Annotated in this window: 21 protein-coding genes; 10 read left to right on the top strand and 11 right to left on the bottom strand. The window is 70.9% G+C overall.

All coding sequences use genetic code 11. From position 1 onward, the window contains the following. Positions 1 to 237 precede the first annotated feature (237 nt). From LE548_RS12985 to LE548_RS12995, 3 genes are all read left to right on the top strand, one after another. Positions 238 to 840, top strand: coding sequence for a sigma-70 family RNA polymerase sigma factor (locus tag LE548_RS12985; protein ID WP_225096942.1), 603 nt, complete (start codon positions 238 to 240; stop codon positions 838 to 840). Between the two features lie 25 nt (positions 841 to 865). After that, the gene (locus LE548_RS12990) at positions 866 to 1660 is read left to right on the top strand and encodes an anti-sigma factor (RefSeq protein WP_225096943.1); all 795 of its coding nucleotides are present in this window, start codon (positions 866 to 868) and stop codon (positions 1658 to 1660) included. Between the two features lie 128 nt (positions 1661 to 1788). Next, the gene (locus LE548_RS12995; RefSeq protein ID WP_225096944.1) at positions 1789 to 2208 is read left to right on the top strand and encodes an ATP-binding protein; all 420 of its coding nucleotides are present in this window, start codon (positions 1789 to 1791) and stop codon (positions 2206 to 2208) included. A gap of 50 nt (positions 2209 to 2258) precedes the next feature. On the opposite strand, the gene LE548_RS13000 is transcribed toward LE548_RS12995, so the two are convergent. From LE548_RS13000 to LE548_RS13035, 8 genes are all read right to left on the bottom strand, one after another. Further along, on the bottom strand, positions 2259 to 4109 hold the full coding sequence (locus tag LE548_RS13000; protein WP_225096945.1) for a histidinol-phosphate transaminase: 1851 nt from the start codon (positions 4107 to 4109) through the stop codon (positions 2259 to 2261). Positions 4110 to 4210: 101 nt separating this feature from the next. Further along, complete coding sequence (locus tag LE548_RS13005; protein WP_225096946.1) at positions 4211 to 5383, bottom strand: aldose epimerase family protein; 1173 nt, start codon at positions 5381 to 5383, stop codon at positions 4211 to 4213. A gap of 61 nt (positions 5384 to 5444) precedes the next feature. Then, positions 5445 to 6689 carry a multiple monosaccharide ABC transporter permease gene (gene mmsB / locus LE548_RS13010; protein ID WP_225096947.1) on the bottom strand — a complete coding sequence of 415 codons (1245 nt, stop codon included), beginning with the start codon at positions 6687 to 6689 and terminating at the stop codon, positions 5445 to 5447. Next, a complete protein-coding gene (mmsA, locus tag LE548_RS13015; protein ID WP_225096948.1) occupies positions 6686 to 8263 on the bottom strand; it encodes a multiple monosaccharide ABC transporter ATP-binding protein in 1578 nt (525 codons plus the stop codon). Before mmsA ends, mmsB begins: the two co-directional genes overlap by 4 nt. A gap of 44 nt (positions 8264 to 8307) precedes the next feature. Beyond that, a complete protein-coding gene (gene chvE, locus LE548_RS13020) occupies positions 8308 to 9417 on the bottom strand; it encodes a multiple monosaccharide ABC transporter substrate-binding protein (RefSeq protein WP_225096949.1) in 1110 nt (369 codons plus the stop codon). Between the two features lie 34 nt (positions 9418 to 9451). Continuing rightward, on the bottom strand, positions 9452 to 10420 hold the full coding sequence (locus LE548_RS13025) for a hypothetical protein (protein WP_225096950.1): 969 nt from the start codon (positions 10418 to 10420) through the stop codon (positions 9452 to 9454). 125 nt (positions 10421 to 10545) lie between these two features. Beyond that, complete coding sequence (locus LE548_RS13030) at positions 10546 to 11559, bottom strand: zinc-binding dehydrogenase (protein WP_225096951.1); 1014 nt, start codon at positions 11557 to 11559, stop codon at positions 10546 to 10548. Further along, positions 11556 to 12713 (bottom strand): mandelate racemase/muconate lactonizing enzyme family protein, encoded by a 1158-nt coding sequence (locus LE548_RS13035; protein ID WP_225096952.1) that lies wholly within the window; start codon positions 12711 to 12713, stop codon positions 11556 to 11558. The genes LE548_RS13030 and LE548_RS13035 overlap by 4 nt, the downstream gene beginning before the upstream one ends. Before the next feature lie 201 nt (positions 12714 to 12914). On the opposite strand from LE548_RS13035, the gene LE548_RS13040 reads away from it, so the two are divergent. Continuing rightward, positions 12915 to 13883, top strand: coding sequence for a hypothetical protein (locus LE548_RS13040; RefSeq protein ID WP_225096953.1), 969 nt, complete (start codon positions 12915 to 12917; stop codon positions 13881 to 13883). Between the two features lie 190 nt (positions 13884 to 14073). Next, positions 14074 to 15225 (top strand): serine hydrolase domain-containing protein, encoded by a 1152-nt coding sequence (locus LE548_RS13045; RefSeq protein WP_225096954.1) that lies wholly within the window; start codon positions 14074 to 14076, stop codon positions 15223 to 15225. Positions 15226 to 15286: 61 nt separating this feature from the next. Here LE548_RS13045 and LE548_RS13050 read toward each other — a convergent pair whose 3' ends face one another. After that, on the bottom strand, positions 15287 to 15706 hold the full coding sequence (locus LE548_RS13050) for an organic hydroperoxide resistance protein (RefSeq protein WP_225096955.1): 420 nt from the start codon (positions 15704 to 15706) through the stop codon (positions 15287 to 15289). A 111-nt stretch (positions 15707 to 15817) separates the two neighbouring features. After that, positions 15818 to 16816 carry an NADP-dependent oxidoreductase gene (locus tag LE548_RS13055; protein WP_225096956.1) on the bottom strand — a complete coding sequence of 333 codons (999 nt, stop codon included), beginning with the start codon at positions 16814 to 16816 and terminating at the stop codon, positions 15818 to 15820. A 102-nt stretch (positions 16817 to 16918) separates the two neighbouring features. On the opposite strand from LE548_RS13055, the gene LE548_RS13060 reads away from it, so the two are divergent. Beyond that, positions 16919 to 17365 (top strand): MarR family winged helix-turn-helix transcriptional regulator, encoded by a 447-nt coding sequence (locus LE548_RS13060; protein WP_225096957.1) that lies wholly within the window; start codon positions 16919 to 16921, stop codon positions 17363 to 17365. A gap of 10 nt (positions 17366 to 17375) precedes the next feature. Further along, the gene (locus LE548_RS13065; protein ID WP_225096958.1) at positions 17376 to 18227 is read left to right on the top strand and encodes an EI24 domain-containing protein; all 852 of its coding nucleotides are present in this window, start codon (positions 17376 to 17378) and stop codon (positions 18225 to 18227) included. Here the strand turns inward: LE548_RS13065 and LE548_RS13070 are convergent. Beyond that, positions 18184 to 19128, bottom strand: coding sequence for a LysR family transcriptional regulator (locus LE548_RS13070; RefSeq protein ID WP_225096959.1), 945 nt, complete (start codon positions 19126 to 19128; stop codon positions 18184 to 18186). The two genes, LE548_RS13065 and LE548_RS13070, sit on opposite strands and share 44 nt — an antisense overlap. Before the next feature lie 58 nt (positions 19129 to 19186). Between LE548_RS13070 and LE548_RS13075 the strand changes: the two genes are divergently transcribed. The 3 genes from LE548_RS13075 (at position 19187) to LE548_RS13085 (ending at position 23164) form a co-directional block, all read left to right on the top strand. Further along, positions 19187 to 20002 carry an NAD(P)-dependent oxidoreductase gene (locus tag LE548_RS13075; protein ID WP_225096960.1) on the top strand — a complete coding sequence of 272 codons (816 nt, stop codon included), beginning with the start codon at positions 19187 to 19189 and terminating at the stop codon, positions 20000 to 20002. After that, positions 19999 to 20385, top strand: coding sequence for a RidA family protein (locus tag LE548_RS13080; protein WP_225096961.1), 387 nt, complete (start codon positions 19999 to 20001; stop codon positions 20383 to 20385). The genes LE548_RS13075 and LE548_RS13080 overlap by 4 nt, the downstream gene beginning before the upstream one ends. 334 nt (positions 20386 to 20719) lie before the next feature. Beyond that, positions 20720 to 23164 carry a glycoside hydrolase family 3 protein gene (locus tag LE548_RS13085; RefSeq protein ID WP_225096962.1) on the top strand — a complete coding sequence of 815 codons (2445 nt, stop codon included), beginning with the start codon at positions 20720 to 20722 and terminating at the stop codon, positions 23162 to 23164. Positions 23165 to 23188: the final 24 nt, after the last annotated feature.

A 23188-nucleotide genomic window follows, 5' to 3' on the forward strand; every position in this document is an offset into this window, starting at 1 on the left:
GGCCGCACGCGCTCAGGACCCCCAGGGCGGCTGCCGTCGTGGCTGCGAGCCCGGCCGCGACGCGTGATCGCCGGCCGGCATGGCCAAAGTTCGGGTACATGGTGTTCGTTCCTCGTGTGTCGAAGCTCTTGTCCGACTCCACGGGTGACGGTTTCGACCGGTTCAGTCGATATGCGACTTTCTCTGCCTCGTCGCACGTGATACGACAAATATGCGTTCATGGGTAATGATCGACTTATGCCCTGGAGTGCCCGTAAACGTGGTCAAACAGCCGATACGGATCGCTCCGCGCGCCGTGTCTCTGGTGAAGGGACCATTTCGGCCACGGACGAGGAGCTGATCCGCGCCCTGTACGCCGAGCACGCGGGTCCCCTGTTCCACTACGCGCTGCGTCTGACGTCAGGAGACCGGCAGTGGGCCGAGGATGTCGTACAGGAGACGCTGCTGCGGGCGTGGCAGCACCCGGCCGCGTTCGAACCCCGACGCGGACCTGCCCGGGCGTGGCTGTTCACGGTCGCCCGGCACCTGGTCATCGACGCCCACCGGGCCCGGCGGGCCAGGCCGGCGGAGACCGGTGGCGAGGCTCTGGAGCGGGTCGCCGAGCAGACGGTGGGCGAGGACCAGATCGAGCAGGCGCTGCAGAGCTGGGCGGTGGCCGACGCCCTGCGGACGCTGTCCCCGGACCATCGCGCCGTACTGATCGAGACGTACTACCGGGGTCGCACCATGGCGGAGGCCGCGGGCGCGCTGGGCGTCCCGCTGGGCACGGTCAAGTCGCGGACGTACTACGCCCTGCACGCCCTCCGGCTCGCGCTGCAGGAGCGAGGCATCGAGCCATGACCGAGGCATGGAGGAGGTGCCGGCCATGAGCACGGACCATGACGCCCTGCGGATGGCGCTGGGAGCGTACGTCCTGGGCGCGCTGTCCCCGGCCGAAACGGAACAGGTACGCGCTCACCTGGAGACATGCGACGCATGCCGGGCGGAGTACGAGCAGCTGGCCGGACTGCCGGCGCTGCTCGCGATGGTCACGGCGACCGAAGCGGCAGGCCGGGCGGTGCCCGCCGACAACGAGGACCTGGCCGACGGCTTGGTGCGGCGGGCGGCCGAGAGTGCGCGGGGCGCATCGCAGGCACCGTCCGGCAGGTCCGCGACGCCTCAGGCTCCCGAGGCAGGGCTGATCGAGAGGATGCTCCAGCAGGCCGCGGCCAGGCGCCGCAGGACCTGGCGGTGGCAGCTGGCCGGCGCGGCCGCCTCCCTGATGCTGGTCGCGGCGGCGGCCGTCGGCGGAACCTGGCTGGCGGTCGGCACCTCCGTGACCAGTCAGGGCAAGCAGCCCGGACCTGTCACGCCGACTCCGTCGCGCACCTTCTCCGGGAGCGACACCACCACCGGTGTCACCGCCTCCGTGAAGGTCTTCCCCTCGGCCTGGGGCAGTGTCCTGGAGGTCTCGGCCCATGGTGCGCCGGCCGGCATCGTCTGCCGATTGCGGGCGATCGGTCCCGGTGGGACCAAGGCGGACGCGGCCACCTGGCGGGCCGGCACGTATCCGGCCGGTACGAAGATTCCAGGGGCGATCCCCATGCGTCCGGGAGCCGTCGAGCGCTTCGAGATCGTCAACGCCGGGACCGGCCAGAAGCTGGTCACGATCCGGGCGTGAGGCCGGTCGGAAGCGGAAGAATCGGGAAAAAGGTGCGAAACGCTCGAACCATATGCCACTCGTCGTGCGTATAACCAGATGAGCGCTCACACGCAGGTTCCGCACCCACACAGAAGAGCCAGAAGACCATGTTTGTGACCGATTCCGAGTGCACCAGCTCACGGCCCTGCTCCCATCGGGCGACGCTGACCCTGCCCGCGCAGGAGGCGCATGTGTCCGCCGCGCGTCACTTCACCGCGGATCTGCTGGAGTGCTGGAGCGTTCCCGAGCGCGAGCGTGACTCCGCCGTTCTCATCGTCGACGAACTCACCGCCAACGCCGCCCAGTACGGCCGCGAGTGCATGACGTTGGTACTCGTCCTCGACCACGGCGCCTTGTCCATCGTGGTCAGTGACTCGGGAACCGCGGTGGAGCATGGTGCGCACGACGTCGCCCCGGACGAACACGGCCGCGGCACCGGCATCGTCAGGTACCTCGCGCAGTCGACCGAGATCCGCCAGACGCGCAGCGGCCGGGAAGTCCGCGCCTGCCTCCGCTGCCCGGCCTGACCGGCCCCGGAAGACCGCCGTCCGGTCAGGCGACCCACAGCCCCCGCCGGCTAGGCCCCCGCCGCGTTCGGCCAGCTCTGCGCGTTCGGCCAGCCCGTCGCCGGCGCCGGGGTCAGGCCGGCCGGCGGGGCCGTCATGCCGCGTACCTGGGCCGCCGTGAGGCCGCCGCGCGCCGGGACGCCGGGCGGGGTGGGAGCTACGGCGGCCGCGGGGGCCGGTACGGGTACCGGCACCGGAGCGGGTACGGGGGTGGGCGCCGGTGCCGGCAGGGGGGTGGGCGGTGGCAGGGGAGCCGGGACCGGGACCGGGGCCGGGGCCGGCTGGGGGACGGGCATCGGGGCCACCGGCTGCTGCAGCGGGGCCATGGGCTGCGGTACCGGTGCCGGCTGGGCCACCGCCGGTGCCGGCTGGGGCGCTGTAGGCAGCGGCTGGGCCGCCGCCACCGCCGGTATCGGGACCGGAGCCGGCACCGGAGCAGGGGCCGGCTGAGGCGCCGCGGGCAGGGGCAGGGGCAGGGGCTGGGCTGCCGCCGGCATCGGCATCCCGGCGCCGGGTGGGGGTACGGCGGCGGGGAGCGGCATGCCGGTGCCGGCGGCCGGAACGGGGGCGGGCACAGCGGCGGCACCGGCTCGCGCGACGGAAGCCGCACCGGCGGCCATGGCCTGGGCCTGAGCGGCAAGGCCCGGTACGCCGCCTCCGTTGGTCTCGCTGACCAGCCGGTCCACGGCCGCCGTACCCGAGCTGTAGCTGGTCCCTGTGCTCAGCTCGGGCACGGCGGCTCCCCTCCTGGTCCCGTAGAGCACCTGCTCCAGGCCGGACACCAGGCGACGCACGTCGACCTGGGGGCGCACCACGAGTCTCAGGAAGCGGCTGGAGGAGCCGATCTTGTTGCCGCACTCGCGGACCAGGATCCGGTGCTCGGCGAGCATCCGGTCCCGGACCACCGTGCCCTCGGCTCCTACGGGCAGTCGTACGAAGAGGAAGTTCGCCTGGGAGGGGTACACCGTCAGCCCGGGCAGGGCGGACAGGTGGCTGGACATCTCCAGGCGGTCCCTGCGGATCTGCTGGAGGCTCTGCGCGTACTCCGCACCGTGCCGGCGCAGCATGAACACCACATGCTCGGCGAAGGAGTTGAGATTCCACTTCGGGAGCATCGAGCGGACCCGGCCGGCCAGGGCCGGGTTGGCCACCAGGTAGCCGAAGCGGACGCCGTGCAGGCCGAAGTTCTTGCCGAGGCTGCGCAGGACGATGACGTTCGGGCGGAGCACGGCCTCCTGGACGACGCTCGGGTCGGTCTCGGCGTCGGCGAACTCCAGGAAGGACTCGTCCACGACCACCAGGTCCAGGTCCGCCATCGCGTCCATGAACTGGACCACCTGCTGCTTGCGCAGATAGCCGCCGTCGGGGTTGTTCGGATTGCAGATCACCGCCACGCGCGTGCCCCTCGCGCGGATGAAGTCGGCGTACTGGGCGAGGTCCAGCGCGAAGCCGGCCGCCTCCTGGAGCGGGAACATGTCGACCCGCTTGCCGGTCTCCATCGGCTGGTCCGTCCAGCGGCCGAAGGTCGGCACCGGGATCGCCACGGACTGGCTGACCAGCAGATGGTCGATCCAGGTGATCAGTTCCGTCGAGCCGTTGCCCATCGCCACGCACTGCGGCGGGAGCTGGAGCAGGCTGCACAGCTCGCCGGTGATGGTGTCGGCGCTGCTCGGGTAGTACGTGATGATCTCGCGCAGCCGGGCCGCCAGCTCGTCGAACATGGCCGGGGTCGGGAAGTACGGGTTGCACGGGACGCAGAAGTCCACCGGACCCGTCCCGTCCCCGCCCTCCCGGGTCAGCGCCGCCATCGAAGGGCTGTGCGCGGCCGTGCCGCGGAACAGCGAGGTGACGTTGCCGGCCAAGAGAACCTCCGTTCAAGGCGGCCCGTGCGGGGGAGCACGGGCCGCCCATGAGTACGGAGACTCAGGCGCCGGCGTTCAATTCATGTGACCGGCACGTGGTTTCACGCGCTGAACTTGTGGATCGTCGTCGTCCGGTACGTCTGGCCCGGCCGCAGCACCGTCGAGGGGAACTTCGGCTCGTTCGGGGAGTCCGGGAAGTGCTGGGTCTCCAGGGCCAGACCGTCGCCCTGCCGGTAGGTGTGGCCGGAGGGGCCGACGAGGGTGCCGTCGAGGAAGTTGCCCGAGTAGAACTGCACACCGGGCTGGTCGGTGAGGATCTTCAAGGTGCGGCCGGACTTCGGGTCGTGCAGCGTGACCACGTGCTCGGGCTCGGCGGTCACGCCCTTGTCGAGCACGAAGTTGTGGTCGTAGCCCTTGGCGGTGACCAGCTGCGGGTGGCCGATGCGGATGTCCCGGCCGATCGGCTTGGGGTGCGTGAAGTCGAAGGGGGTGCCCTTGACCTTCGCCAGTTCACCGGTGGGGATCAGGCCCGAGTCGGTCGGGGTGAACCGGCCGGCCGCGAGCCAGAGTTCGTGGCCGTAGATGCTGCCGCTGCCCTCGCCGGCGAGGTTGTAGTACGTGTGGTTGGTGAGGTTGACGACCGTCGGCTTGTCGGTGGTGGCCTCGTAGTCGATCCGCCAGTCGCCGTGCCGGGTGAGGGTGAAGGTGACCTTCGTCTTCAGCGTGCCGGGGTAGCCCATCTCGCCGTCGACGCTGGTGTAGTACAGGTGCAGGCCGACGTCGGAGCCGGCGACGAAGGGCTCGATGTGCCACACCTTGGTGTTGAAGCCCAGCTTGCCGCCGTGCAGGCTGTTCACGCCGTCGTTCACGGACAGCTGGTACTTCTTGCCGTCGAGGGTGAACTGGCCCTTGGCGATGCGGTTGCCGTAGCGGCCGATGGTGGCGCCGAAGAAGGTGGTGCCCTTCACGTAGGCGTCGAGGGTGTCGTAGCCGAGCGAGACGTTCGCGTAGCGGCCGTGCCGGTCCGGGATCTCCAGGGACTGGATGATGCCGCCGTACGACAGCACCTTCAGGCGCGTGCCGCCGTTCTCCAGCGACCAGCGGTAGACCTTCGTGCCGTCGGCGAGCGTGCCGAAGTACTCCTTCACCGGCTTCCTGCCTCCGGACGAACCCGTCGAGCCTGTGGCGGCCTGGGCCGTGCCCGAGCCGAGGGTGGTGGCGGCGATGCCCGCTGCCGCGGCGCCTGCGATGACCGTGCGTCTGTTCAGTTCCATGAATGCGGCTCCCGCATAACGGAGGGGCCCCGCCGGCTGTTCCGGCGGCCCCCGGTCTGACTTACGAACCGGACTTGCGCTTGTTCCACACGTCGAACCCGACCGCCGCCAACAGGGCCAGGCCCTTGATGACCTGCTGCCAGTCGGTGCCGACACTGAGGAGGTTCATGCCGTTGTTCAGCACGCCGAGGACGAGACCGCCGATGATGGCGCCGAGAACGGTGCCGACACCGCCGCTCATGGAGGCGCCGCCGATGAACGAGGAGGCGATGGCCTCCAGTTCGAAGCCGTCGCCCGCCTTCGGCGAGGCCGCGTTCAGGCGGGCGGCGACCACCAGACCCGCCAGGGCCGCGAGCACGCCCATGTTCAGGAACACCTGGAAGGTGATGCGCTTGTCCTTCACGCCGGACAGCTTGGCCGCCGGCAGATTGCCGCCGATGGCGTAGATGTGGCGGCCGAAGACCGAGTTGCGCATGACGTAGCCGTAGCCGCCCACCAGGACGCCGAGGATGATCAGGACGATCGGCGCGCCGTCGTAGCTGGCGAGCAGCATCGTGAGCGTGAGGATCGCGGCGACCAGGGCGACGAGCTTGAGCAGGAACAGCTTCATCGGTACGACGTCGAGGGAGAACTCCTGCTGGCGGCGCCGGTCGCGCACCTCCTGCCACACCACGGAGGCGATCAGGACGATGCCGAGGAGCAGGGTGAGGTTGTGGTAGTTGGTGTTCGGGCCGACCTCGGGCAGGAAGCCGTTGCCGATCTTCTGCAGGCCGTTCGGGAACGGGCCGAGGGTCTGGCCCTTGAGGAGGATCTCCGTCAGGCCGCGGAAGAGCAGCATCCCGGCGAGGGTGACGATGAACGACGGTATGCCGAAATACGCGATCAGGAAGCCCTGTACGGAGCCCGCCACCGCGCCCACCAGCAGGCACAGCACCAGGGCGAGCGGCCAGGCCATGTGGTGCTGCACGGTCAGTACGGCCGCGAACGCGCCCACGAACGCCGTGATCGAGCCGACCGACAGGTCGATGTGCCCGGCGATGATCACCAGCATCATGCCGATCGCGAGGATCAGGATGTAGCTGTTCTGCAGGACCAGGTTCGAGACGTTGCGCGGCAGCAGCAGGTCGCCGCCCGTCCAGAACTGGAAGAGGACCACGATCAGCCCGAGCGCGATCAGCATGCCGTACTGGCGCATGTTGCGGCGCAGGCCGCCGAGCACCAGCTGCAACAGGCCCTCGCCGGCGGCCGATCCGTCCTTGCCCGGCGGCGCGGCCGCGGGGGTCTTGTCGGTGACGTCCGTGCTCATCGGGTTACCTCTTCGTCCTTTGCGTTGTCTGTCGGCGCCTTGTCTTTCGTCATCTGGCGCATGAGCACTTCCTGCGTGGCCTCGGACCGTGGCACCTCACCGGTCAGCCGCCCCGCGGCCATGGTGTAGATGCGGTCGCACATGCCGAGCAGCTCCGGCAGCTCGGAGGAGATGAAGACGACCGCCTTGCCCTGAGCGGCCAGTTGGTCGATGACCGTGTAGATCTCGTACTTGGCGCCCACGTCGATGCCGCGGGTCGGTTCGTCCAGGATCAGTACGTCGGGACCGGCGAAGATCCACTTGCTGAGGACGACCTTCTGCTGGTTGCCGCCGGACAGCTTGCCCACCGGTTCGAAGACCGTCGGCGCCTTGATGTTCATGGACTTGCGGAAGCCCTCGGAGACCTGCCGCTCCGCCTGCTCGTCCACCACGCCCCGCTTGGCGACCTTCTTCAGCGCGGTCAGCGAGATGTTCCGGTTGATGGTGTCGATGAGGTTAAGGCCGTAGTGCTTGCGGTCCTCGGTGACGTACGCGATGCCGTGGGCCACCGCCTCCGCGACGGACTTCGTACGGATCTCGACACCGTCCTTGAGGACCGTGCCGCCCGCGTACCGGCCGTAGGTGCGGCCGAAGACGCTCATCGCGAGTTCGGTGCGGCCGGCGCCCATCAGGCCCGCGATGCCGACGATCTCGCCCCGGCGGACGCTGATCGACACATCGTCCACGACCTTGCGCTGCTGGTCGATGGGGTGATGGACGGTCCAGTTGCGGATCTCCAGCGCCGGTGCCGCGCCCTCCTCCGCCTCGTGCGGGGTGCGCTCGGGGAAGCGGTGGTCGAGGTCGCGGCCCACCATGCCGCTGATGATCCGGTCCTCGGTCGTCTCCTCCGCCTTCACGTCGAGCGTCTCGATGGACCGCCCGTCGCGGATGATCGTCACCGAGTCGGCGACCTTGCGGATCTCGTTGAGCTTGTGGGAGATGATGATCGAGGTGATGCCCTGGTTCTTCAGTTCCAGGATGAGATTGAGGAGTTTGTCGCTGTCCTCGTCGTTCAGCGCCGCCGTCGGCTCGTCCAGGATGAGGAGCTTCACCTTCTTCGAGAGCGCCTTCGCGATCTCCACCAACTGCTGCTTGCCCACGCCGATGTCGGCGACGCGGGTCTCCGGGTGGTCCGTGAGGCCGACCCGGCGCAGCAGCTCGGTGGCGTGCCGCAGAGTCTCCCGCCAGTCGATGAACCCGCCCCTGGCGTGCTCGTTGCCGAGGAAGATGTTCTCCGCCAGGGAGAGGTACGGGGAGAGCGCCAGCTCCTGGTGGATGATGACGATGCCGTGCTGCTCGCTCGCCCGGATGTCCTTGAACCGGACGACCTCTCCCTCGAAGAGGATGTCGCCCTCGTAGGTGCCGTGCGGATGGACGCCGGAGAGGACCTTCATCAGGGTCGACTTGCCGGCGCCGTTCTCCCCGCAGATGGCGTGGACCTCGCCCTGGCGGACGGTCAGCGTGACGTCCGACAGCGCTTTGACACCGGGAAAGGTCTTGACGATCGAGCGCATTTCCAGGACGGGTCCCGCCATGGTCGTGCCTTCCAATCAGTGTGGGGTCGGGCAGATGGGCGGGATCACTTGAGCTGGGAGTCGGTGTAGTAGCCGCCCTTGACCAGCACGTCCTCGTAGTTGGTCTTGTCCACGCTCACCGGCTGGAGCAGGAAGGCGGGGACGACCTTGGAGCCGTTGGTGTAGGTCGTGGTGTCGTTGACCTGCGGCTTCTTGCCGTGCAGCACATCGTCGACCATGGACACCGCGACCGCGGTCTCCTTGCGGCTGTCCTTGAAGACGGTCTGGGTCTGCTGACCCGCGATGATCGACTTCACCGAGGCCAGCTCGGCGTCCTGGCCGGTGATGACCGGCAGCGGCTTGCTCGCGGAGCCGTAACCGTCCGACTTCAGGGCGGCGATGATGCCGATGGAGATGCCGTCGTACGGCGAGAGCACCGCGTCGACCTTGCCGCTCGTGTACGTGGAGGTGAGGATGTCCTCCATGCGCTTCTGCGCGGTGGCACCGTCCCAGCGCAGGGTGGTGACCTGGTTGAGCTTGGTCTGCCCGGACTTGACCACCAGCTGCTTCTTGTCGATGTACGGCTGGAACACCTTCATCGCGCCGTTGAAGAAGTACTGGGTGTTGTTGTCGTCGTTCGACCCGGCGAACAGCTCGATGTTGAACGGGCCCGTCTTGCCGCTGTCCAGGCCGAGCTTGTGCACGATGTAGGTGCCCTGGAGGGTGCCGACCTTCTCGTTGTCGAACGAGGCGTAGTAGTCGACGTTCGGGGTGCCGAGGATCAGCCGGTCGTAGGCGATGACCGGGATGTTGGCCTGCTTGGCCTCCTGGAGCACGTTGTTCAGGGACTTGTTGTCGATGGCCGCGATGATCAGGCCCTTGACGCCCTGCGTGATCAGGTTCTCGATCTGCGAGACCTGGGTGCTCGGGTCGTCCTCGCCGTAGACGAGCTTGGTCTTGTACCCCTTGGCCTCAAGGTTCTTGACCATGTCGTTGCCGTCGTTGATCCACCGCTCGGAGGACTTCGTCGGCATCGCGATGCCGATGGTGGCGCCCTTGACGTCGCCGGTCTTCTCCTTGCTTCCGCCCGAGCTGCTCTGACCGCAGGCGGTCAGGGTGAGGGCGAGGGCTGCGGCTCCGGATATGGCGGTGAGTGCGGCTCTGCGGTTGCGCATGATGAGTGTCCTTGGTCGTCTCGTCGTTGAGAAGTCACGCAGTGACGGGGAAGCGGTTGAGCGTTCCGGGCAGCCGGGAGCCGAGCGGCGCCATGTCGCCGTCCGCACCGTGCCGGGCGAGCAGGTCCAGGGCGAGCCGGCCGCGCCGCACCCGCTCCCGGGCGGTGTCCAGGGTCACGTCCCGCAGATGGGTGCCCCACGGGTAGATGCCGGGCGCCTTGGACAGGCCGAACTTCAGGTAGAGCGGTGCGCCGCGCCGGATCAGCTCGGCGACCTCGTACATCCGTACATAGCCGCCGAGATCGTCGGGGGCCTCGATGTACATGTCCATGGGAGCCGCCGACACCCGGCGGATCTCGGTGAGGTGATCCAGCGTCAGATCGCTGGGCACGTTGACGGAGTCGGCGCCGAGCCGCTCGTAGACGGCGTACGAGGCCGGGTTCACGGGGCCGATGAGCGCCGAGACCTTCAGCGTGGTGTCGGCCGGGATGATGCCGCTCTCGCGGGCCCGGTGCAGTGTCCACAGCACGCCCTCGTCCGCGACGAGCAGGCACTTGACGCCCAACTCCGTGGCCCGGACGGCGTCTTCGAGGCAGCCGGCGACGGCGTCGTGGCCGCGAGCGCGCAGTCCGGCCCCCCGCGAGTCGGAGCGCACCGAGCCGCCGATGTCCCAGGTGCCGCGCGGGCCGGTGAACAGGCAGAGTTCGATGTCGCGTTCGGCGGTGGCCTCGACCATCTCGGTGATCTCGGCGTCGGTGAGCATCCATACGCCGCTGCCCTGGCTGATCCGGTGGATCGGCACGTCGAGGCGCGAGGATTCCTTGAGCACGACCGCCAGCGCCTCGGGACCCTCGCACGAGGGGATCTCGGTGCGCCAGCGGCCGCCGCCCGGGAAGCTGTGGGCGGATGCGTCGGCGGGGTCGAGGGCGGGCGCGCTGAGGCCGAGCGCGGCGAGCACCTGCTCACCGGGCCTTCGGGCTGCCGGGGCGGAAGCGTCGGTCACAAGCTGTCCTTCGTGTTCGAAGCGTTCGAGATATCGGACAAGGTTCGCGGCTCTGGGTACGAAAAAAGGCCTGGTGGTACGCCGGTCAGGGCGCCGTCAGGTAACGCCCTGACCGGCGTACGTCTCTAGGGGCGGAGCAGCACCTTGCCCACCTTGGGATCGCCGGCCCCGACGAGGTCGATGGCCTCGGCGAACTCGGTCAGCGGAAGCTCGTGCGTGACCAGCGGCAGCGGGTCCAGCAACCCGGCGCCGAAGACCCGTACGGTGTGCGCCCAGGCGTCCGGCGGCGCCCCGAAGACGGTGTGCACCTCCAGCTGCCGTACGACCAGATCGGTCGGGTCCAGCCCGTCCGCGCCCGGCGCCGGGATCCCGGTCAGGACCAGGCGTCCGCCGCGCCTGAGCAGGGCGGCGGCGGTGCGCGCGGCGGACGCGGACCCGGCGGTCTCGATCACGACGTCGAAGTCGTCGGGGAGCTCCTGGTCCTTGACGCGGAAGTCGGTGGCCCCGAACTGCCGGGAGAGCGCCTCCCGGTCCCGCCGGGTGCCGACCACCAGCAGCTCGCCCGGCGAGATCGCCTTCAGGAACTGCACGGCGAACATCCCGAGCGTCCCGGTGCCGACCACCGCGACCCGCTCACCCGGCTGGGCGTTCCCCTTCAGCGCGGCCGCCGCGATACAGGCGGCCGGCTCCAGCAGGGCGGCCGCCGTGAGGTCGGCGTCGTCCGGCAGGGCGTGCAGCAGCCGGGCCGGCAGGGTGAGCGTGGCGGCCATGGCGCCGGGCTGGGTGAAGCCGGTCTCCTCGTAGCCGTCGGTGCACAGCGTGGTCTCGCCCGCGTGGCAGCGGTCGCACACCTGGCAGTTGCGGAAACCCTCGCCGACGACCTTGCGGCCGACCAGGCTCACCGGCACTCCGGCACCCACCGCGCGCACCGTTCCCGACCACTCGTGGCCCGGCGTCAGCGGGTAACGGACGTACCCCTCGGGGCGGTTGCCCTGGTACACCTCGCGGTCGCTGCCGCAGATGCCGACCGCGTGCACGGTGACCAGTGCCTCGCCGGGGCCGGGCTCGCGGGGCGTGTGCTCCTCGACCCGGTGCCGGCCCGGCGCCTCGACGACGACCTGGGAGGCGGGGGAGCTCACTTCGTCCCCTTGGGCTTGCGCTGCTCCCAGCCGTCGGCCCACAGGTCGAACCGGGCCTGCTGCTGCGGGAACTCGGCGGCCGCGTCGACGTCGAGCTCGACGCCGAGGCCGGGTGCGTCGGAGAGGTGGAAATAGCCGTCCACGACCTGCGGTGCGCCCTTGACCACCTTCTTGATCTCCGCGTCCGCGAAGTCATTGAAGTGCTCAAGGATCTTGAAGTTCGGGGAGGTGAAGCCGACCTGGAGGGAGGCGGCGGTGAGCACGGAGCCGCCGACGTTGTGCGGGGCGACCAGCATGTAGTGGGTCTCGGCGGCGGCGGCGAGCTTCCGGGTCTCCCAGATGCCGCCGATGTGGCCGACGTCCGGCTGGATGATGTCCACGGCCTGGCTCTCGAAGAGCTCGCGGAACTCGATCCGGTCGTGGATCCGTTCACCGGTGGCGACCGGGATGTCCACCTTGGCGGCCACCTTCTCCAGCGCCTTGAGGTTCTCCGGCGGCACCGGCTCCTCCAGCCAGGCCGGCTTGAAGGGGGCGAGCTCACGGGCGAGGCGGACGGCGGTGGCGGGGGAGAAGCGGCCGTGCATCTCCAGCATCAGCTCGGCGTCCGGGCCGATCGCGTCCCGCACGGCCTCGATGAGCGAGACGGCGTACAGGGTCTGGTCGTGGTCCAGCTCGAAGTGGCCGGTGCCGAAGGGGTCGATCTTCAGCGCCTTGTACCCGCGCTCCATCACCCCCTGGGCGGCCTTGTGGTACGCCTCGGGCGTTCGCTCGGTCGTGTACCACCCGTTGGCGTACGCCTTGACCTTGTCGGTGACTTTGCCGCCGAGCAGCTGCCAGACCGGCACGCCCAGCGCCTTGCCCTTGATGTCCCAGCACGCCATCTCGATCACGGCGATACCGGACATGACGATCTCGCCCGCGCGGCCGTAGTCGCCGTACTTCATCCGGCGGACGAGGTCCTCGACGGCGAAGGGATCCGAGCCGGCGATGTGATTGGCCTCGGCCTCCCGCAGATAGCCGATCAGCGCGTCGGTGTGACCGAGCATCCGGGTTTCGCCGACGCCCGTGATCCCCTCGTCGGTGTGCACCTGGACGTAGGTCAGGTTGCGCCACGGCGTGCCGACCACGTGCGTGCTGATTCCGGTGATGCGCACGGCAATTGCCCCTCAGCTGTTCGATATTTCGTCACACGTTCGAAATGCTGGCGTGACAGTAAGGACGGGGCGGTAGGGGTGTCAATGGGTCGAACAGGTAACGGTTTCGGCAAGGCTTTCGAGAATTCTTTCGCTGATCCACCAAACCTTCACAGCCACCCCTAGGAACAGTACCGGCGGGGAATCTAGTCTTCCCGCGTCATGGACTACTGCCACCCGTGCCAACGGCACCTCAATGGCGCCCTGGCCTGCCCCGGGTGCGGAACACCGGCCGGCTCCGCGAGCGCGGACGCGACGGCCGCGTACGCCTACGCGGGCGCGGGTGCGGGTCGGACGTCGGGGTACGGCGGTCATGTCCCCGCCGAGAGCGGATACGAGCCGGCCGGCCACGGTTACGACCACGGTGACGACGGCGGTCACGTCCCGGGCGAGGAGTACGGCGTCCGGGTGCCCGTCCAGGGGCAGGGCCCGTCGGTGGAGTACGCGCCGGAGGAGTACGAACCGGAGGCGTACGAACCGGAACCGGAACCGGAAGCGCATGCGGAGTCCGGACCCGAGGACGAACCGGAGGCCGCTTCCGGGCCCGCCCCCGTGCCGGGTGGCCGGGCCGCCCGGCGCAAGGGCCGTGGCGCGGCGACCGTGAGTCCCGCCTCCGCCGACGGCAGCCGGCGCGACCGCAAGGCCGCCGTCCACCGCCGCCGGCGCCGCCGTACCGTACTGATCGCCGCGGGCCTGGTCCTCGGCGCCGGCGGACTCAGCATCGCCACCCTGGGCACGGACGCGCCCTTCTCGCCCTTCTCCGGCGGCGGTCCGGCCACCTCCGGGGACACGGCGGCGGACGGCACCGCGGCTTCCGCGACGCCGGGCGGCACGGCCGCGCCGGTGAACGACACCTCGGGCGCCGCCCCGGGCGCCGGTGCCTCCCCGCACGCCTCGGCCTCCGCGTCGGCCTCCAAGTCCCCCAAGGACAAGGCCTCCGCGTCGCCGAGCGCCAAGGAGACGGGCAAGGAGGGGCAGTCGGCCCCGGCCGGTACCACTCCCGTCGCCCCGGCCCCCACGGCCACCGCCCACCCCTCCGCCAGGCCGACCGGCGCGCCGACGACATCCGGCCCGACGCCCACGCCGTCACCGACCAAGACCTGCACCCGCTTCCTGTGGTGGTGCACCTGAGCCACCGGTCCGCTGCCACGCACCACCCCGCGCCATCGGCCATCCGGGGCATCGAAGTGACACCCACCGGCCTCCCTGGTGGTTGAGTCGAACAGGCACTTCGCGCCGTACCGGTCTGGGGAACGTCCGGAGCGGGAACGGACGTTGTGCGAGGGGGAGCAGCGAGAGCGGCTCAGGTTGAGGAGAGCGGATGAGTCAGCAGATCACCGTCCACGGCACGGTCGCCGAGGGCTTCGAGGCGGTGCGCGAGGAGTTCACCGCGTTCGTCGCCGGGGAACGGGACGACTACGAGGGCCAGTTGTGCGCATATGCGAACGGGCGCCGGGTCGTCGACCTGTGGGCGGGCGGCGAGGCGGACTCCCTGTACGGCGTGTTCTCGTCGACCAAGGGTGCCGCGCATCTCGTGGTCGCGCTCCTGGTGCAGGACGGCACGCTGGAGCTGGACCGCAAAGTGACCTACTACTGGCCGGAGTTCGCGGCCGAAGGCAAGGCTGCGATCACCCTCCGTGAGCTGATGGCCCATCGTGCGGGGCTGATCGGGATCGACGCCGGGTTCTCGGCGGAGGAGATGGCCGACGACCGGGCGATCGCCGAACGGCTCGCGGACCAGAAGCCGTTCTGGCGGCCGGGCACGGCGTTCGGCTACCACGCGCTGGTGATCGGCGCGCTCACCGGCGAGGTGGTCCGCCGGGCCACGGGACGCACGCTCCAGGAGGTGTTCGAGGAGCGGATCCGGGCGCCGTACGGCATGGACTTCTATCTGGGGCTGCCCGAGTCCGAGGAACCCCGCTTCCGCTCCGTGCAGCCGATGCTCCTCACGCCGGAGCAGCAGGCACTGTCGGCGGCCCAGCAGCCGGGTCCGCACTCGCTGTCCTCGATCGCCTCCAACAGCCATGTGCCGGAGCCGCAGACGCTGGAGGACCACGCCAACTCCCGCCGGGTGCGCGCCAAGGGGCCGGCGTCGGCGGGCGGGGTCGCCTCCGCGCGCGGGCTCGCGACGATGTACGCGGCGGCGATCAGCGAACTGGCCGACCGCCCCCCGCTGCTGAAGCCGGACACGGTCGCCGAGGTGGGCCAGATCCACTCCGTGGGCTACGACCTGGTGTCCCGCGGCCACCGGGCGTTCGGCCTCGGCTTCCAGGCGACGGCCGTCGTGGCGTACCCGGTCCTGGGCGCCGGTGCCTTCGGCCACAGCGGCGCCGGCGGCTCCCAGGCCTTCGCCGACCCGCGCAGCGGCCTGGCGTACGGCTACACGCGGCGCAGGATGGCGTTCCCGGGCGGGGCGGCGCCGGAGAACGAGGGGTTCGTGAGAGCGGTGCACCAGGCGGTCCTGGCCGCCTGAACACGACGGCAGCCGCACCCCACGTCCAAGGGTGCGGCTGCTGTAGTCGAGAACGACGGTCTCAGACCAGCGTCACGGTGATGTTGCCGCGGGTCGCCTTCGAGTACGGGCACACCTGGTGCGCCTTCTCGACCAGTTCCCGGGCCGCCTCGGCGGAGACGTTCGGGATGTTCGCCGAGATCTCCACGATGATCCCGAAGCCGTCGTCGTTCTTGCCGATGCCGACCTTCGCGGTGACGGTCGAGCCGGAGACGTCGGCGCCCTCCTGCCGGGCGACGACCCCGAGCGCGCCCTGGAAGCAGGCGCTGTAACCGGCGGCGAACAGCTGCTCCGGGTTGGTCCCGGCCCCGTTGCCGCCCATCTCCTTCGGCGGGTTGACGACGACGTCGAGACGGCCGTCGTCCGTGGCGACCCGGCCGTCCCGGCCGTTCTCGGCGGTGGCGACAGCGGTGTACAGGACATCGGACTGCGTGATGGGCATGCGGTTGTCTTCCTCCTCGGTCCGCCGCGACTCGCGCCCACGATCGACGGCGGATTTCGGAAAGAAGTTACCGCATGCCGGAGAAAATGGCGGGGATGGCCCGCCGGAGGCTCAGAGCTTGACGATCATCTTGCCGGTGTTGTCGCCGCGCAGGACCCCGAGGAACGCCTCCAGGTTGTTCTCGATGCCCTCGACGACCGTCTCGCGGTACTTCAGCTGCCCCGAGGCGACCCACGGCCCGACCTCCCGGACGAACTGCGGCTGAAGGTCGTAGTGGTCGCCGACCAGGAAGCCCTCGATACGGCCGCGGGTCTGGATCAGCCGGGCCAGGTTCTTCGGGCCGGGCGCGGGCTCGGTGTTGTTGTAGACCGAGATCATGCCGCAGACCGCGATCCGGCCGCCCTCGCGGAGCGAGCCGATGGCGGCCTCCAGGTGGTCCCCGCCGACGTTGTCGAAGTACACGTCGATGCCGTCGGGCGCGGCCTCGCGCAGCTGGTCGCTCACCGCGCCGTTCTTGTAGTTGAACGCGGCGTCGAAGCCGTACTCCTCGACGAGCAGCTTGACCTTCTCGTCGGACCCGGCGGAGCCGATGACCCGCGAGGCGCCCTTCAGCTTGGCGATCTGCCCGACCTGGCTGCCGACGGCGCCGGCCGCGCCGGAGACGAAGACGACGTCGCCCTCCTTGAAGGAAGCGGTGCGCAGCAGGCCGGCGTAGGCGGTCAGGCCGGTCATGCCGAGGACACCGAGGTACGTCGACAGGGGCGCGGCCTCGGGGTCGACCTTGACGGCGTTCTTCGCGTCCATGACCGCGTACTCGCGCCAGCCGAAGAAGTGCAGGACGTGGTCGCCGGCCGCGATGCCCTCGGCGTTCGACTCGATCACCTCGCCGACCGCGCCGCCCTGCATGACCTTGCCCAGCTCGAAGGGGGCGGTGTAGGACTTCGCGGCACTCATCCGGCCGCGCATGTACGGGTCGACGGAGAGGTACTTGTTCCTCACCAGCACCTGGCCCTCGCGGGGGGTCGGGACCTCGGTCTCGACGAGGGCGAAGTCCTCGGGCTTCGGCCAGCCGACGGGACGGCTGAGCAGGTGCCACTCGCGGTTGATCATGACGGGCCTTTCTGTGTACTACGACTGCAAATACTTCAGTACCTGAAACAACCATGCTCCTGAATATTTCAGGATGTCAAGTAACGCGGTATCCTGGAGCCCATGTCCACTCCGTCCAGTCCATCGAACACCCGCCGGCCCGACGCCCTGACCCTGGAGGTCGTCGAGCTGATCGGAGACGTCGTGGCCCGCTTCTACGCGGACTACGAGAAGGCGGCGGGCGAGCACACGCTGACCGGCCCGCAGGCCCGGCTGCTCAGCCTGCTCTCGCTGGAGCCGCTGCCCATGCGGAAGCTGGCGCAGAAGCTGAAGTGCGAGCCGTCCAACGTGACCGGGATCGTCGACCGCCTGGAGTCCCGCGGCCTGGTCGAGCGGCGCCCCGACCCCGCCGACCGCCGGGTGAAGCTGGCCGCCGCCACGGAGGACGGCCTGCGCATGGCCAAGGACCTGCGCGAGGGCCTGCGCTTCGCCCGCGAACCGCTGGCCGGGCTCTCCGAGGAGGAGCGGCGCTCGCTGCGCGATCTGCTGCGGCGGATGCTGGACGCGTAAAGTTTTCGCCATGCGTGATCTCGGGGTGGGGTTCGGTCATCTGCTGAAGGGCCAGCGCTGGGTGAGCCGGCACGGCAAGCAGTACGGCTTCGGACTGCTGCCGGGGCTGATCACGCTCGTGCTGTACGTCGCGGCGCTGGTCGCGCTCGCCGTGTGGGGCGAGGGCGCGGTCAGCTGGGCGACGCCCTTCGCGGATCACTGGTCCAGCCCCTGGCAGGGCCTGTTCCGCGGCTTCCTGACCGCCGTCCTGTTCGCCCTCGGCCTGCTGCTGGCCGTGCTGACCTTCACGGCCGTCACCCTGCTGATCGGCGACCCCTTCTACGAGAGCCTGTCGGAACAGGTCGACGCCGACGTCTCGCCCGACGGCACCGCCCCGCGCTCGGACCTCCCGCTCTGGCGTGAGCTGTGGATCTCGGCGCGGGACAGCCTGCGGGTGCTGGTGCGGGCCGCGCTGTGGGGCGTACTGCTCTTCGCCCTGGGCCTCCTGCCGTTCGTCGGCCAGACGGTCGTCCCCGTGCTCGGCTTCTTCGTCACCGGCTTCTTCCTCACCGAGGAACTGACCGCCGTGGCCCTCCGGCGCCGGGGCGTCGACCTGCGCGCCCGCCTCACCCTGCTCCGCTCCCGCAAGACCCTGGTCTGGGGCTTCGGCACCCCCCTCGGCCTGGCCTTCCTGGTGCCGTTCGCCGCGGTGTTCCTGATGCCGGGGGCGGTGGCGGGGGCGACGATGCTGGCGCGGGAGTTGTCGGGGGAGGACGCGGAAGAGAGCGGGGAGGGTTTTGCCCGGGTCACTGCCGACGGCGAGTTCCGTCCCGGGGGCGTCACCCCGGGATCCGTGCCGCCGCCTCCCGCAGCGCCCCGATGAAGGCCTGCGCCGCCGGCGTCAGGGAACTGCCCCGCACCGTCGCCGCGTAGACCGCCCGCCGTGGGGCGTCCTGCGGGTGTACGGGGAGCAGGGCGACGTCCGGCCGCAGGGACGCGGCGGCCAGCGCCGGGACCAGGGTGACGCCCAGGCCGGCGGCGACGTACCCCTGCTTGGCGGTCCACTCGGCGACGACGTGCGCGACGCGCGGCCGGAAGCCCTGCCGTACGGCCGCGTCGAGCAGCGTGCCCTCGGGGCGGGAGCTGCCGGCGATCCAGTCGGCGTCGGCGAGCCGGGCCAGCCGTACCGGGCCGTCGGCCGCGGTGAGCGGATGGTCCGCGGGGACAGCGACGTACAGGGTCTCGTCGAGCAGATGGTGCAGCGCGTACGTCTCCAGCGGGGCGCGGCCCGTCGTGGAGACCACCGCGAGGTCGAGATGGCCGGCCGTGAGCCGGTCCAGCAGGACGGGGGAGAGGCCCTCCTCGCGGGAGACGCGGACGTGCGGACGGCGGGCGCGGAAGGCGGCCAGCGCATGCGGGACGAGGGCCGCGTCGGCGGTGGCGAACGCGCCGAACCGCAGCCGCCCGCCCGCCGCCGCGCGCAGCTCGGCCAGCTCGCGCGCCGCGCCCCGCAGCGACTCGGTCACGGCCTCGGCGTGCGGTACGAGGGTCCGGCCGGCCTCGGTGAGCCGTACGCCCCGCGGCAGCCGGTCGAAGAGCGGACCGCCGCCGAGTGCCGACTCCAGCGCGGAGATCTGCCGGGACACCGCGGACTGGGTCCAGCCCAGCGTCCGCGCGGCCACCGTGAACGAACCGTGCCGCGCCACCTCCAGGAACACGCGCAGCCAGACCGTGTTCAGGTCGGGCGGCTCGGCGGCAGGAACTGCGGTATGCAAATTCGGCATGACAGCAATGCTATTGATTCGCTTGTCGCATCGCAGGGCGGGTCCTAGCGTCGACGGCATGCAGAAGATCGCCTTTCTGGGGCTGGGGCACATGGGCGCCCCCATGGCCGGCCGGCTGCTCACGGCCGGGTATCCGCTCACCGTCTGGAACCGCACCCCGGCCAGGGCCGAACCGCTCGTCGCCGAGGGCGCCGTGCTCGCCGGGTCGCCCGCGCAGGCCGTGCGGCACGCGGACGTCGTCCTCACGATGCTCGCCGGGCCGGACGCGCTGACCGCCGTGGCCGACGCCGTCGTACCGGAGCTGCGGCCCGGCGCGGCCTGGGTCGAGATGTCCACCGTGGGTCCGGACGCCGTGAGGGAGGTGGGCGGGCGGCTGAAGGACGGCGTGCTGCTGGTCGACGCGCCGGTCATGGGCAGTACGGACCGGGCCGCCGACGGCACGCTCGGCATCCTCGCGGGCGGTGACGTCACGGCCGTCGAGCCGGTCCTCGCCCATCTCGGCACGGTCACCCGCACCGGACCGCTCGGCTCGGGCGCGGCCCTGAAACTCGTCGTCAACACGGCGGTGATCGGTGGCGTCGGCATCGTCGCGGAGGCGCTCCGGCTCGCCGACACGCTCGGCCTCGACGGCGACACCGCCCGCGCGGCCCTGGCGGCGAGCCCCCTCGGCGGCGTGGTCGGCCGTGCCTTCGCCGAGGACGTGCACTTCGCCACCGAGCTCGCCGTGAAGGACCTGGGGATCGCGACGGGCGCCGCTCGGCTCCCGGTCGCCGAAGCCGTGTCGGCGCACTTCCGGCAGGCCGCCGAGGACCCCGCGCTGACCCGCGCCGACATCGCCCGAGCCGTCACCCGCATCCGGAAAGGCCCCCGATGAACGTCACCCTCACCAACCCCGCCGGCGCCCCGCAGCCCGCCAACGCCTACTACTCCCAGATCGCCCGCGTCGAACAGGCCGACGGCAGTGTCCTGTTGTTCCTGTCGGGCCAGATCGCGGCGGGGGAGACCCTGGCCGAGCAGACCCGGGGCGTCTTCGAGACGATCGACGCCCTGCTGGCGTCCCAGGGGGCGAGCCTCGCGGACGTCATCAACATCCGCACCTATCTCACCGACATCACCAAGCTCGACGAATACGGCTCCGTGCGCCGCGAGTTCCTCACGGGGACCGCGCCGACGAGCATGACGTTCGAGGTGCCGCGGCTGTTCCGGCCGGAGGCGCAGGTGGAGATCGAGGTCGTGGCGGCCGTCGTACCCGCCTGAGCGCTCCGCTCGAAGTGCCGCGACGCGCCGAACCGCAGTGGACTTCACCCGACCTGCAGAGCGCAGGACGCGGCCTCGGTCCGCCCGCTCACCCAGGAGCCGGAGAAGGTCCCGGAACGCGCCGGGCATGTCCACCGACTCCGGGGCCGGCAGCCACCGGTACGGGAGTCCGTCCATCACGGCGACCAGCAGCGGGGCGGTTCGCTCGGGGGTGAGGCCGTTCGGCAGCCGGTCGCCGTACTCCGCCCACCGCGTCCCACCGGTCCCGCCCTTGGAGCACGGCCGACCGAGGCAGGATGGAGGGGCCCGTGGACTTCAGCGAGGAGGCACAGCGATGGTGGGAACCTCGGCCGATCAGGCGCGCGAGGCGGTCGTGGAGGCGGCGCTGCGGCGGCTCGACCTCGACGCCAAGGCTCGGCTGCTGGCCGGACAGGACATGTGGACTCTGCCCGCCCTCCCCGAGATCGGCCTGGGGCCGCTGGTCATGTCCGACGGGCCGATCGGTGTCCGGGGCGTGCGCTGGAGCGCCGACGACCCCTCCGTCGCCCTGCCCTCGCCGACCGCGCTCGCCGCCGCCTGGGACCCGGAACTCGCCCGCCGTGCAGGCGTGCTGCTCGCCCAGGAGGCCCGCCGCAAGGGCGTGCACGTCCTGCTCGCCCCCACGGTCAACCTGCACCGCTCACCGCTCGGCGGACGGCACTTCGAGGCCTACAGCGAGGATCCGTACCTGACGGGCCGGATCGGGGCCGGGTACGTCACCGGGGTGCAGTCCGGCGGAGTCGGCACCACCGTCAAGCACTTCGTCGCCAACGACGCCGAGACCGACCGCTTCACCGTGAACAACCTGGTCTCCGAACGCGCCCTGCGCGAGCTGTATCTGGCCCCCTTCGAGGCGATCGTCGCAAGCGCCCGGCCCTGGGGCATCATGACCGCCTACAACACGGTCAACGGCACGACCATGACCGCGCACCACCACCTCGTCGACGAAGTCCTGCGCGGGGAGTGGGGCTTCGACGGCGTCAACGTCTCCGACTGGATGGCTGCCCGCGACACCGTCGCCGACATCAACGGCGGCCTGGACGTGGCGATGCCCGGCCCGCGCACCGTCTACGGCGCCGCCCTCGCCGGGGCCGTCCGGGACGGCAAGGTCGCCGAGGCCACCGTCGACGCCGCCGTACGGCGCGTGCTGCGGCTCGCCGCCCGCGTGGGGATCCTCGACGGCGCCGAGCCCGTCGTCACCGAGCCGCCGGAGACCGTCGACGGCATCGAACTGGCCCGAGAGATCGCCCGCCGCTCCTTCGTCCTCGTCCGCAACGAACGCGGCGCCCTGCCGCTGAAGCCGAACGGCACCGTGGCCCTGATCGGCGCCGCCGCCCGCGACGCCCGCGTCCTCGGCGGCGGCTCCGCCACCGTCTTCCCTGCCCACGTCGTCTCCCCGCTCGACGGCCTCACCGCCGCCCTCCCCGAAGGCGCGCTCAGCTACGCCGTCGGCGCCGACCCGGCCACCGAACTCGCCGTCGCCGACGGGGGATTCACCCTGACCGCCGTGTGCCGCGACACCGACGGCCAGGTCATCGGCACCCGGCCGACCCCCGGCGGGCTGATCCAGTGGATGGGCTCGGACCTCCCCGACGGCGTCACTCACGACACCCTGCACACCGTCGAGCTGACCGGCACCTTCACCCCCCGCGAGTCCGGCGCGCACACCTTCGGCATCAAGGGCATGGGCGCCTTCACGCTCACCGTCGACGGCACCACCTACTTCGACGACGTCCAGCGCCCCGACCAGGACGACCCCTTCGAGGCCTTCTTCGGCGCCCCCGTACCCCGCGCCCAGGCCGAACTCACCGCCGGCGAAACCGTCGACGTCTCCCTCACCTACGTCGTCCAGCTCCCCGACGACATCCCCATGCGGGTCGTCACCTTCGCCCTCGCCCACGCCGAGCCCGAGCGCGCCGCCGACGCGCTGATCGCCGAGGCCGTCGAGGCCGCCCGCGCCGCCGACACCGCCGTCGTCGTGGTCGCCACCACCGACCGCGTCGAGTCCGAGGGCTTCGACCGCACCGACCTCCACCTGCCCGGCCACCAGGACGACCTGGTCCGCGCGGTCGCCGCCGCCAACCCCAACACGGTCGTGGTCGTCAACTCCGGCTCCCCGGTCGAGCTTCCCTGGCGGGACGACGTCGCCGCCGTCCTGCTGACCTGGTTCCCCGGCCAGGAGGGCGGCGTCGCCCTCGCCGACGTCCTCACCGGCGCCCACGAGCCCGGCGGCCGCCTCCCCACCACCTGGGGCTCCCTCGCCGACGCCCCGGTCACCCAGGTCGTCCCGGCCGACGGCGAACTGCGGTACTCCGAGGGTGTGTTCATCGGATACCGCGCCTGGGAGAAGGCCGGCCGCACCCCGGCATACCCCTTCGGCCACGGCCTCGGCTACACCGACTGGACCTACGAGTCCCTCGACATCTCCCCGGCGGCCGACGGCACCACGGCCCGCGTCCGGCTGCGCAACACCGGCGAGCGGCCCGGCCGTGAGGTCGTCCAGATCTACGTCTCCCCGGCCGGGCCCGACCCCGAGCGCCCGGCCCGCTGGCTCGCCGGCTTCGCCTCCGCGGAGGCCGGGCCCGGCGAGAGCGCCGAGGTGACGGTCACGCTGCCGCGCCGCGCCTTCGAGGTCTGGGACGAGGAGGCGAAGGCGTGGGCGCTTGTGAAGGGTTCGTACGAGATCACCGCGGGACGCTCGATCGCCGACCGCAGGCTCGCCAGGCCGATTAACGTCTGATCCGGGACAAGTCCCCCTTCAGCA

This window comes from Streptomyces sp. CoH27 (assembly GCF_020181035.1).
In the GTDB taxonomy this organism is placed as follows: Bacteria; Actinomycetota; Actinomycetes; order Streptomycetales; family Streptomycetaceae; genus Streptomyces; species Streptomyces camelliae.